The 11,630-nt window shown below is 70.2% G+C and carries 10 protein-coding genes and 1 pseudogene; all 11 read right to left on the bottom strand.

Translation table 11 applies throughout. The annotated features are described in order from the left end of the window. Positions 1-629, bottom strand: a pseudogene (locus tag GTW43_RS00100) (glucose-6-phosphate isomerase); the annotation flags it as partial. A 156-nt stretch (positions 630-785) separates the two neighbouring features. After that, positions 786-1,121, bottom strand: a complete 336-nt coding sequence (locus GTW43_RS00105; RefSeq protein WP_003976875.1) for an RNA polymerase-binding protein RbpA — start codon at positions 1,119-1,121, stop codon at positions 786-788. 232 nt (positions 1,122-1,353) lie between these two features. Continuing rightward, positions 1,354-1,584, bottom strand: a complete 231-nt coding sequence (gene secG / locus GTW43_RS00110; protein ID WP_111666919.1) for a preprotein translocase subunit SecG — start codon at positions 1,582-1,584, stop codon at positions 1,354-1,356. A 124-nt stretch (positions 1,585-1,708) separates the two neighbouring features. Beyond that, complete coding sequence (gene tpiA, locus GTW43_RS00115) at positions 1,709-2,464, bottom strand: triose-phosphate isomerase (RefSeq protein ID WP_237536315.1); 756 nt, start codon at positions 2,462-2,464, stop codon at positions 1,709-1,711. Positions 2,465-2,503: 39 nt separating this feature from the next. Next, positions 2,504-3,715, bottom strand: a complete 1,212-nt coding sequence (locus GTW43_RS00120; protein WP_161299468.1) for a phosphoglycerate kinase — start codon at positions 3,713-3,715, stop codon at positions 2,504-2,506. Positions 3,716-3,845: 130 nt separating this feature from the next. Then, the gene (gap, locus tag GTW43_RS00125; protein ID WP_161299469.1) at positions 3,846-4,853 is read right to left on the bottom strand and encodes a type I glyceraldehyde-3-phosphate dehydrogenase; all 1,008 of its coding nucleotides are present in this window, start codon (positions 4,851-4,853) and stop codon (positions 3,846-3,848) included. An 804-nt stretch (positions 4,854-5,657) separates the two neighbouring features. Further along, positions 5,658-6,683: a DNA-binding protein WhiA gene (whiA, locus tag GTW43_RS00130; RefSeq protein WP_161299470.1), complete on the bottom strand. Its 1,026-nt coding sequence runs from the start codon at positions 6,681-6,683 to the stop codon at positions 5,658-5,660. Continuing rightward, the gene (gene yvcK / locus GTW43_RS00135; protein ID WP_161299471.1) at positions 6,674-7,711 is read right to left on the bottom strand and encodes a uridine diphosphate-N-acetylglucosamine-binding protein YvcK; all 1,038 of its coding nucleotides are present in this window, start codon (positions 7,709-7,711) and stop codon (positions 6,674-6,676) included. The genes whiA and yvcK overlap by 10 nt, the downstream gene beginning before the upstream one ends. Then, on the bottom strand, positions 7,708-8,697 hold the full coding sequence (gene rapZ / locus GTW43_RS00140) for an RNase adapter RapZ (protein WP_161299472.1): 990 nt from the start codon (positions 8,695-8,697) through the stop codon (positions 7,708-7,710). The genes yvcK and rapZ overlap by 4 nt, the downstream gene beginning before the upstream one ends. Beyond that, positions 8,694-10,769 carry an excinuclease ABC subunit UvrC gene (uvrC, locus tag GTW43_RS00145; RefSeq protein ID WP_161299473.1) on the bottom strand — a complete coding sequence of 692 codons (2,076 nt, stop codon included), beginning with the start codon at positions 10,767-10,769 and terminating at the stop codon, positions 8,694-8,696. The genes rapZ and uvrC overlap by 4 nt, the downstream gene beginning before the upstream one ends. Before the next feature lie 171 nt (positions 10,770-10,940). Beyond that, positions 10,941-11,372: a Rieske (2Fe-2S) protein gene (locus GTW43_RS00150; RefSeq protein WP_161299474.1), complete on the bottom strand. Its 432-nt coding sequence runs from the start codon at positions 11,370-11,372 to the stop codon at positions 10,941-10,943. Between the last annotated feature and the right edge of the window lie 258 nt (positions 11,373-11,630).

An 11,630-nucleotide genomic window follows, 5' to 3' on the forward strand; every position in this document is an offset into this window, starting at 1 on the left:
GAGGCGATGACGAACAGCGTCTCGGCCGGGTCCAGGTCCCGCACCGCCTCGTGCAGGTCCGCGCCGTCGACGTTCGACACGAAGCGGACCGTCAGGTCGCGGTCGGTGAAGGAGCGCAGCACCTCGTAGGCCATCGCCGGACCGAGGTCGGAGCCGCCGATACCGATGTTGACGACGTTCCGGATCCGCTTGCCGGTGTGGCCGGTCCACTCCCCCGACCGGACGCGGTCGGCGAAGGCGGCCATCTTGTCAAGCACGGCGTGCACACCCGGCACCACGTTCTCACCGTCGACCTCGATGACGGCGTCGCGCGGGGCGCGCAGGGCGACGTGCAGGACGGCCCGGTCCTCGGTCGTGTTGATCTTCTCCCCGCGGAACATGGCGTCCCGCAGGCCGAACACGTCGGTCGCGGCGGCGAGCTCGCGCAGCAGACGCAGCGTCTCGTCGGTGACCAGGTGCTTGGAGTGGTCGATGTGCAGATCGCCGACCTGGAGGACGGAGCGCTCGGCGCGCTCCGGGTCGGCGGCGAACAGCTCACGCAGCTGGACGTCGCCCAGCTCTTCCCGGTGCTTGGCCAGCGCCTGCCACTCGGGCGTCTGGGTGAGTGCCTGCCTGTCGGACGCGTTCATGTCGGACTTCAGCCTTCTCTCGTACGCGCGTACGTGCGATGCCCCGCTACTGCCGTCCAACCTAGTTGATCAGGGTGAACACGGCCTTTCGGCCGGGTGCACCGGGGCATGCCAAGAAGCCGGGCACCCTGGTCGGTGCCCGGCTCGTCCGGCAGCTCAGATCTCGCCCCGCAGCTTCGCGAGCGCCTCGGCGAGGATCGCCTCGCCGTCCGCGTCGCTGCGCCGCTCCCTGACGTACGCGAGGTGCGTCTTGTAGGGCTCGGTGCGCGGCGGGTCCGGCGGGTTGTCCCGGTCCTGTCCGGCCGGGAATCCGCAGCGCGGACAGTCCCAGGTCTCCGGCACCTGCGCGTCGGAAGCGAAGCTCGGCTGCGTCTCGTGCCCGTTGGAGCACCAGAAGGAGATGCGCAGGCGCGGCGCGGACTCGCCGCGCTCGGCCTCGCCCATCGGCCCCGCCCCGACCCGACTTCCTCGGATCGCGTTGCCACTTGCCACGGTCGTAACTCCCTGCCTGATGGTGCCGCGAAGCGCGTCGGCGTCTCGCTTCGCCGCGGAGCGCCTCAGTCTACGTAAGGCCCAACGCGCGTCCAGTGATTGGAGTTACATCCCCTCGCACAGACGCAATGCCCCATGATAGGCCGCGCCGTTGAGCGCGTACCCGACATGGGGCATTGCTTGAGGAATGTGCAGTTGTGACGGGTCGGACCGGGGCCCGGGCCGGTCAAGATCAGTTGTTGATCTTCATCAGGATGCCGAGCACCACGATGCACGCGAACCACAGCAGACCGATCACGACCGTGATCCGGTCCAGGTTCCGCTCGGCGACCGAGGAGCCGCCGACGGAGGACTGCATGCCGCCACCGAACATGTCGGAGAGGCCGCCGCCCTTTCCCTTGTGCATCAGCACAAGGAGCATCAGCAGCAGGCTGAAGACGATCAGGGCGATCGAGAACCCCATAACCACGGCTGGACCAACTTCCTCGGACTTGATAGGCGGACGGGGCCGGGTGTCGGCCACCCGGCCCCGCAAGGGTACGACGTAACGCCGCTAGCGCATACTCACAGGTCGCGCCACTCGGGAATCACTGGTCGCGGAACCGGACGATCTTGACGAACTCCTCGCTGTCCAGCGAGGCACCGCCGACGAGGGCGCCGTCGATGTCGGGCTTGGCCATGATCTCCGCGACGTTGCCCGACTTCACCGAGCCGCCGTACTGGATGCGGATCTTGTCGGCCACGTCCTGGCTGTACAGCTCGGCGAGCTTGCCGCGGATCGCCGCGCAGACCTCCTGCGCGTCGTCCGCGCCGCAGACCTTGCCGGTGCCGATGGCCCACACGGGCTCGTAGGCGATGACGACGGTCTCGGCCTGCTCGGCCGGCAGGTCCTTGAGGCCGCCCTCGACCTGGCCGAGCGTGTGCGTGACGTGGTTGCCCGCCTCGCGCACGTCGAGCTCCTCGCCGACGCACAGGATCGGCGTCAGGCCGTGCTTGTAGGCGGCCTTCACCTTGGCGTTGACGATCTCGTCCGTCTCGGCGTGGTACTGCCGGCGCTCGGAGTGGCCGATCGCGACGTACGTGCACTTGAGCTTGGAGAGCATCGCGCCCGAGATCTCGCCGGTGTAGGCACCGGAGTCGTGCGCCGAGAGGTCCTGGGCACCGTACTTGATCTTGAGCTTGTCGCCGTCGACGAGCGTCTGCACCGAGCGCAGGTCGGTGAACGGCGGCAGGACGGCGACCTCGACGGCCTCGTAGTCCTTGTCCGCGAGAGCGAAGGCGAGCTTCTGGACGTGAGCGATGGCCTCGAGGTGGTTGAGGTTCATCTTCCAGTTGCCCGCCATGATCGGCGTACGGCCCTGTACGGATTCAGTCATGCGGGGTCAGTCCTCCAGTGCGGCGAGACCGGGCAGCGTCTTGCCCTCGAGGTACTCGAGAGAGGCGCCGCCGCCGGTCGAGATGTGGCCGAATGCCTTCTCGTCGAAGCCCAGAGTACGGACCGCCGCGGCGGAGTCGCCGCCGCCCACCACGGTGAAGCCCGGGGCGTCGAGAAGGGCCTGGGCGACCGCCTTGGTGCCCTCGGCGTAGTCGGGGTGCTCGAAGACGCCCATCGGACCGTTCCAGAACACGGTCTCGGCGTCGGCGAGCTTCGAGGCGTAGAGCTTCCGGGTCTCCGGACCGATGTCCAGGCCCTCCTGGTCGGCCGGGATCGCGTCCGCGGCGACGGTGGAGGGGTTGGCCGGCGTCTTGCCCTTGAGGTCCGGGAACTCCGTCGAGACCAGGACGTCCACCGGGAGCACGATCTCCACGCCGTTCTTCTCGGCGCGCTCCATGTACTCGGTGACGGCCGGGATCTGGTCCTCCTGGAGGAGCGAGATGCCGACCTCGTGGCCCTTGGCCTTCAGGAAGGTGTACGCCATGCCGCCGCCGATGAGGAGGCGGTCGGCCTTGCCGAGCAGCTGGTCGATGACGGCCAGCTTGTCGGAGACCTTGGCGCCGCCGAGCGCGACCACGTAGGGGCGCTTGACGTCGTCGGTGAGCTTCTTCAGGACGCCGACCTCGGTGGCGATGAGGTAACCGGCGTAGTGCGGCAGCCGCTTCGGCAGGTCGTACACGGAGGCGTGCTTGCGGTGGACGGCGCCGAAGCCGTCGCCCACGTAGACGTCGGCCAGGGCGGCGAGCCGGTCGGCGAACTCGCCGCGCTCGACGTCGTCCTTGCTCGTCTCTCCGGCGTTGAAGCGCAGGTTCTCGAGGACGGCGACCTGGCCGGGCTCCAGGCCGTCGACGGCCTCGTGGGCGGCCGCGCCGACGGTGTCCTGCGCGAAGGCGACGGGCTTGCCGAGGAGTTCCGCAAGGCGCTCGGCGGCGGGCAGGAGCGAGAACTGCGGGTCCGGGGCGCCCTTGGGGCGGCCCAGGTGCGAGGCGACGATCACCTTGGCACCGGCGTCGGCGAGGGCCTTGACGGTGGGCAGGACGGCGCGGATGCGGCCGTCGTCGGTGATCAGGCCGTCGGCCAGCGGCACGTTGAGGTCGGCGCGGACGAACACCCGCTTCCCGTCGACCCCTCCGGCGAGAAGTTCCTCAATGGTCTTCATGACTCGATTCCTTGTCAGGGCTGAGGCTTGAGGCTGACGCGCGAAGGGTCCGGACGGTCGCGCGGCGTCGCGCGGGTCCGGACCCTTCGCTCACATCTGAGTGCCTTGCTGCTCTAGAACCTTAGAGGTCTCAGAGCTGACCGCCGACGAAGACCGTCAGGTCGACGAGACGGTTCGAGTAGCCCCACTCGTTGTCGTACCAACCGATGATCTTGACGGTCTTGCCGTCGGCCATCGTCAGGAGCGAGTCGAACGTGCAGGAGGCCGGCGTCGAGACGATGTCCGAGGACACGATCGGGTCGGCCGTGTAGTACAGGCGGCCCTGGAGCGGACCCTCCTGGGAGGCCTTCTCGAACGCGGCGTTGACCTCGTCCTTGGTGACCTCGCGGTCCAGCTCGACGACCAGGTCGGTGACCGAGCCGGTCGGGACCGGGACGCGCATGGCGAGACCGTCGAGCTTGCCCTTGAGCTGCGGCAGGACCAGGGCGGTGGCCTTGGCGGCACCGGTCGTGGTCGGGATGATGTTCTCCGCGGCGGCACGGGCGCGGCGCAGGTCCTTGTGCGGGAAGTCCAGGATGCGCTGGTCGTTCGTGTACGCGTGGACGGTCGTCATCAGGCCCTTGACGATGCCGAAGTTCTCGTCGAGAACCTTGGCCATCGGCGCCACACAGTTCGTGGTGCACGAGGCGTTGGAGATGACGTCGTGCTTCGCCGGGTCGTACTTGTCCTCGTTGACGCCCATGACGATCGTGATGTCCTCGTCCTTGGCCGGAGCCGAGATGAGGACCTTCTTGGCGCCACCGGCGAGGTGCTTGGCGGCGTCCTCGCGCTTGGTGAAGATGCCGGTCGACTCGATGACGACGTCGACGCCCAGGTCGCCCCACGGGATGTCGGCCGGGTTGCGCTCCGACAGCACCTTGATGGTGTGGTCGCCGACCGTGATGGTGTCGGCGGTGTGGGACACGGGCTGCTTCAGCGTGCCGAGGATCGTGTCGTACTTGAGCAGGTGTGCGGTGGTCGCGGTGTCACCCAGGTCGTTGACAGCCACGATCTCGATGTCCGCACCCTGCTCGAGAAGTGCGCGGAAGTAATTGCGACCGATGCGGCCAAAGCCGTTGATGCCTACGCGGATCGTCACGAACCGATCTCCTCGTTGGTACGCCGGATTCGACGCCGGCGAGTTTGTATGGGATGTCCCCGACCGCCTCCGACCCTACCTCCCATAAGGGCTCGGAGTGACATCGAGCGGAGCCATTGAGGATCCACAGGCACTTACTCGTCGGTAACGTACGGGCGGTCGCGTATTTCCCGGGTATTTCGCGGACTCCGGGTAGCTAATTGAGCGCACACCCATTCTGATGAGCGCTTTTACGGCCGAGGGCGCAGCGGGGTCCGCCGGGGCGCGGGACTCGCGGGCCGACCGGGGACCCGAGGTCGCCGCGGGCAGCTCCAGGGGCCTTACGGGGGGCTTCCGGGGGGGGCTTCCGGGGCCACCGGGGGTCTTCCGGGGCAGGCTTCCGGTGCGTGGCGAACCACGGACGATGACGTGCGGGCGACGATCCACGCGGTACGCCCTCTGCGCGTACGGACGGGTGACGCGATGCGGAGATGCCTAATTCCCGCACCAGGAACAAGGCCTTCCGCCGGGCACTTCCGGCCTGCGGCAAAGAACCTCTCCAGTCCCTCGCTTCACTCTTGTCACACACTTCTCCGGCGCATCTGAAGCCACTTCCGCTCGTTTGCGCGCCGGACTACCGGCCCGGGCCACTGGTCCGGGTTATCGCCCGGGTCACGCACTGGGCCTCTTCGCGGGCGTCGATACCGGCTCGACACCCTGCAATGTTCGCTCCTGCGAATTCAGGCGCCCGCAGGAAGCGGAAAGCCGGTGGCGGCGCCCGTTCGCGGGCGCCGCCACCGGCTTTCGGAGAGGCGACTCGGCGGCTCAGCCCGCCAGGTTGTCCGCGAGGCTCTCGGCCATCTCGTCGGTGAGTTCCTCGGTCAGGTCCTCGGTCAGGTTCGACTCCGTGCCCGGGATGCCGAGGTCCTGGGCGCGCTTGTCCGCCATCGCCAGCAGACGGCGGATGCGGCCCGCGACGGCGTCCTTGGTGAGCGGCGGGTCGGCGAGCGCGCCCAGCTCCTCCAGGGAGGCCTGCTTGTGCTCCATCCGCAGCCGGCCGGCGGCGGCGAGGTGCTCGGGCACGTCGTCCGCCAGGATCTCCAGGGCGCGCTGCACCCGGGCCCCCGCGGCCACGGCGGCCCGGGCCGAACGGCGCAGGTTCGCGTCGTCGAAGTTCGCCAGCCGGTTCGCCGTGGCGCGGACCTCGCGGCGCATCCGCCGCTCCTCCCACGCCAGCACCGACTCATGAGCACCCATACGGGTGAGCAGCGCGCCGATCGCGTCACCGTCACGGACGACGACGCGGTCCACGCCGCGCACCTCGCGGGCCTTCGCCGCGATCGACAGTCGGCGGGCGGCACCGACCAGGGCGAGCGCGGCCTCCGGGCCCGGGCAGGTCACCTCGAGCGAGCTGGAGCGTCCGGGCTCGGTCAGCGAACCGTGCGCCAGGAACGCCCCGCGCCAGGCCGCCTCGGCGTCGCAGGTGGCCCCCGAGACCACCTGCGGCGGAAGGCCCCGGATCGGGCGGCCGCGGCCGTCCACGAGCCCCGTCTGGCGGGCCAGCTGGTCGCCGCCCGCGACGACGCGCACGACGAAGCGCGAGCCGCGCCGCAGACCGCCGGGGGCCATCACGATCAGCTCCGAGCTGTGCCCGAAGATCTCGAGGATGTCGCGCTTGAGCCGCCGGGCGGCCATCGCGGTGTCCAGCTCCGCCTCGATCACGATGCGGCCGCTCACCAGGTGCAGGCCGCCGGCGAACCGCAGGATCGACGAGACCTCTGCCTTTCTGCAGCAGGTCCGGGTGACGGGGAGCCGGGAGATCTCGTCCTTCACCGCTGCCGTCATCGCCATGGGCCGATCCTTCCATGCATCCGAAAAATACGGTCGTACGCGGCGGCCAACAGCTCCGGATCGTGCCTCGGAGTTCCGTCGGGCCTGGCCACCGGCGCCAGCTCGACCGCGGCACCGAAGCGCTCCTTGGCGGCGTCGGTGAGGGACTCACGATCGGGCACGGCGGCCTCGTCGGCCAGCACCACGTCCAGGGCGAGTTTAGGGGCGTGTCGTCCCAAAACCTCCAAATGACGCTGCGGTGAGAACCCTTCGGTTTCTCCGGGTTGCGGCGCGAGGTTCAGCGAGAGGACCCGGCGGGCCTTCGTCTCGACCAGTGCGTCGAGCAGCTCCGGCACGAGCAGATGCGGGATCACCGAGGAGAACCAGGACCCCGGACCGAGCACCACCCAGTCCGCGTCGAGCACGGCGGCGACCGCCTCGGGCACGGCCGGCGGGTCGTGCGGCACCAGATGCACCGACTGGACCTCGCCCGGGGTCAGCGCCACGGTGGCCTGCCCGCGGACCGTGTCGATCTCCTCGGGGCGCTCCGGGTCGTGGCCCCTGACCAGCGCCTGGAGCTCCAGCGGGACCGCGGACATGGGCAGCACGCGCCCGTGCGCGCCCAGCAGCTTGCCGACCAGGTCCAGCGCCTTGACGTGGTCGCCGAGCTGCTCCCAGAGGGCGACGATGAGGAGATTGCCGACCGCGTGCCCGTTCATCTCGCCCGGCGACTGGAAGCGGTGCTGGATGACGCGGGCCCAGGTCTGGCCCCAGTCGTCGTCCCCGCACAGCGCCGCGAGGGCCTTGCGCAGGTCGCCGGGGGGCAGCACGCCCAGCTCGTCGCGGAGCCGGCCGCTGGACCCGCCGTCGTCGGCGACCGTCACCACGGCCGTCAGATCACCCGTGATGCGGCGCAGGGCGGCCAGCGACGCGGACAGGCCCATCCCGCCGCCGAGCGCGACGACTTTGGGCGTCGCACCCCTGCGGCGGCTCGGTTCGGTGTTCCTGCTGCGCAGCCGGCTGGTGAGCCGCAGCGTACGTCCCGTCATTCCCGTCCCATGTCCCGGTGGACGACCACGGTCTCCACACCCTGCGCGGCCAGTCGCGCGGCGAGCTTCTCCGACGTGGCGACCGAACGGTGCTTGCCGCCCGTGCAGCCGACCGCGATGGTCACGTAGCGCTTGCCCTCGCGGCGGTAGCCGGCCGCGATCAGCTGGAGCAGCTCCGTGTAGCGGTCGAGGAACTCCTTGGCGCCGGGCTGCGAGAAGACGTAGTTCGACACCTCCTCGTTGAGACCGGTGAACGGGCGCAGCTCCGGGACCCAGTGCGGGTTCGGCAGGAAACGCATGTCGACGACCAGGTCGGCGTCGACCGGCAGCCCGTACTTGAACCCGAAGGACATGACCGTGGCCCGCAGCTCGGGCTCCTCCTCGCCCGCGAACTGGGCGTCCATCTTGGCGCGCAGCTCGTGCACGTTCAGGCTGGAGGTGTCGATGACCAGGTCCGCGTCGCCGCGCAGCTCGCGCAGCAGCTCGCGCTCGGCGGCGATCCCGTCGACGATGCGGCCGTCGCCCTGGAGCGGGTGCGGGCGGCGCACCGACTCGAAACGGCGCACCAGGGCCTCGTCCGAGGACTCCAGGAACACGATGCGCCGCGTCACGTTCTTGGACTCCAGGTCCGCGAGCGACTCGCGCAGGTTGTCGAAGAAGCGGCGGCCACGGACGTCGACGACGACGGCGATGCGCGCGACGTTGCCCTGCGAACGGGCGCCGAGCTCCACCATGGTGGGGATCAGGGCCGGCGGCAGGTTGTCCACGACGAACCAGCCGAGGTCCTCCAGACACTTCGCCGCCGTGGAACGGCCCGCACCGGACATCCCGGAGATGATCACCAGCTCGGGGATGGCGGTGTCGGAGGCCCCGGGGGCCTCGGCGTGGTGGGCCGCGCCGGGGGTGTCCGTCCCGCTCGTGTCGCCGCCGGCACCCGGTGTACTCATGTCCGCTCCGTGCTCGTCCTGTGGATGGTGCTCGCTCATGGTTCCTGCCCCCGTCGTTCCTCCGAGGCGCCCGTGCTGACGGGCCCCTCGCCGGCCGGCGCGTCCGTCGCCCCGGCCGGTGTTTCCTCTTCGTCTTCCATGATCTCTCCGGTGGCGGTGTTCACGGCGGGTGCCGCCGGTGCCGCCTGTGCGAACGCCGCGAGGATCGTCTCGGCCGTCTTGCGGCCTATCCCGGGGACCTCGCAGATCTGGTCGATCGTGGCGGACCGTAGCCGCTTGACCGACCCGAAGTGCTTGATCAGTGCCTGCTTGCGCGCGTCGCCCAGCCCCGGTACCTCGTCCAGGGGGCCGGCCCGGAACCGCTTCGCCCGCTTGCTGCGCTGGTAGGTGATAGCGAAGCGGTGCGCCTCGTCGCGGACGCGCTGCAGCAGGTAGAGGCCCTCGCTGGTGCGCGGGAGCACCACCGGGTCGTCCTCGTCCGGCACCCAGACCTCTTCGAGGCGCTTGGCGAGGCCGCACACCGCGATGTCCTCGATACCCAGCTCGTCCAGGGCCCGCTTGGCCGCCGCGACCTGCGGCTGCCCGCCGTCGACGACGACCAGCTGCGGCGGGTAGGCGAACCGCTTCGGGCGGCCGTCGTCCTCGGTGAGCCGGGACTCCCTGGGGCCCTCGTCGTCGTCCAGCTCGGTGTCGGACCACTCGCCGGACTTCTCCTGGGCGGCCAGGTAGCGCTTGAACCGGCGGGTGATCACCTCGTGCATCGAGCGGACGTCGTCCTGTCCCTCGAAGCCCTTGATCTGGAAGCGGCGGTACTCGCTCTTGCGTGCGAGGCCGTCCTCGAAGACGACCATCGACGCCACGACGTCGTCACCCTGGAGGTGTGAGATGTCGTAGCACTCGATGCGCAGCGGCGCGCCGTCCAGGTCCAGGGCCTCGGCGATCTCCTCCAGCGCGCGCGAACGCGTGGTGAGGTCGGAGGCACGCTTCGTCTTGTGGAGGGCGAGCGCCTGCAGGGCGTTGCGATGGACGGTCTCCATGAGCGCCTTCTTGTCGCCGCGCTGCGGAATGCGCAGGGACACCTGGGAACCGCGCCGCTCGGTGAGCCAGGTCTGCACGGGCTCCAGGGGGTCGGGCAGGGCCGGGACGAGCACCTCCTTGGGGACGGCGTCGCCGCTCTCCTCCCCGTACAGCTGCTGCAACGCGTGCTCGACCAGGTCCCCGCTCGTGACGGCCTCGACCTTGTCCGTGACCCAGCCGCGCTGGCCGCGCACCCGGCCCCCGCGCACGTGGAAGATCTGGACCGCCGCCTCCAGCTCGTCCTCGGCGAGCGCGACGAGGTCGGCGTCGGTCGCGTCGGCGAGCACGACGGCGCTCTTCTCCATGGCCTTGCGCAGCGCCTCGATGTCGTCGCGCACCCGTGCGGCCCGCTCGTACTCCATCTCCTCGGCGGCCGCCGTCATGTCCTTCTCGAGACGGCGGATGTACGTACCGGTGCGGCCGGCCATGAAGTCGCAGAACTCGTCGGCCAGTTCACGGTGCTCGTCCGGGCTGACCCGGCCCACGCAGGGGGCGGAGCACTTGCCGATGTACCCGAGCAGGCAGGGGCGGCCGGTGCGCGCCGCATTCTTGAAGACACCCGCGGAGCAGGTGCGGACCGGGAAGACGCGCAGCAGCAGATCGACCGTGTCGCGGATCGCCCAGGCGTGGCCGTAGGGGCCGAAGTACCGGACGCCCTTCTTCTTCTGGCCGCGCATCACCTGGACGCGGGGGAACTCCTCGTTCATCGTGACCGCGAGATAGGGGTAGCTCTTGTCGTCGCGGTACTTCACGTTGAACCGCGGGTCGTACTCCTTGATCCAGGAGTACTCCAGCTGCAGTGCCTCGACCTCCGTGGACACGACGGTCCACTCCACGGACGCGGCCGTGGTGACCATGGTGCGGGTGCGCGGGTGCAGGTTCGCCAGGTCCTGGAAGTAGTTCGCCAGGCGCTGACGCAGGCTCTTCGCCTTTCCGACGTAGATCACCCTGCGGTGCTCGTCGCGGAACCTGTACACCCCCGGTGTGTCGGGAATCTGTCCCGGCCTGGGGCGGTAGCTGGAGGGGTCGGCCATGTCAGACACCCTACTGTCGGGCACGGACATCCCGGGGCGGACCGGGAAGCGCCCCCGGATCGGCGTGCGGGGGCGGCCCCTCGCTCCGTCTCCGCACGCCGCCGACCGGCGAGCCGGCGGCGTGACCAGGGGCACCCCGGCCCGCAGTTGGCGACCGCGGGGCAGCCTCCGTCAGGGGGAGACGATCAGCTTGCCGCCCTTGGCCCGCGCCTTGAGCTCGGTCAGCGGGACGGTCGCCGGCTCGTGCAGCACCTTGCCGGTGGTGGCGTCGAACTTGCTGCCGTGGCAGTTGCACGTCAGCTCCGTCCCCTCCAGCATCCGGATCGGGCATCCGGCGTGCGTGCACACCGTGCTGAACGCCTTGTACGTGCCGTCGTCGGCCCGGCTGACCACCACGTTCTCGTCCTTGAAGAGCTTCGTGGCGCCCTTCGGCACGTCCTCGGCCTGCCCCAGGTCGACGGGGGCGGTGGGCGCGGCCGCCTTGCCGTCGGCGCCGGGCGAGCACGCGGTCAGCCCGAGCCCGACGGTCCCCGCGACGGCCGCGCCCCGCAGGGCGGTACGGCGGGAGAGGCGGGCGCTGCTGGACGGGGACGTGCCGGACATCTGGGCTCCACGGGTGGTGGCGGGGGTCGGTCGGTGCACACCGGCCGACCGCACGCCGGCGCTCGCCGGGCCCGGTACCGGTCGGGGGTACGGATCCGACGATACCGGCGGTGATCGGGCCGCCCCGTGCGACCCCTCCCTGGTGACACGGACCGTGCGACAACGGGTTCGGGGCGGGAGCGGGTCGGGTCGCGAGCGGGTTCGGGGCAGGAGCGGATTCGGGTCGCGAGCGGGGTCGGGGCAGGAGCGGGTTCGGGG

The organism is Streptomyces sp. SID5785 (assembly GCF_009870065.1).
Taxonomy (GTDB): Bacteria; Actinomycetota; Actinomycetes; order Streptomycetales; family Streptomycetaceae; genus Streptomyces.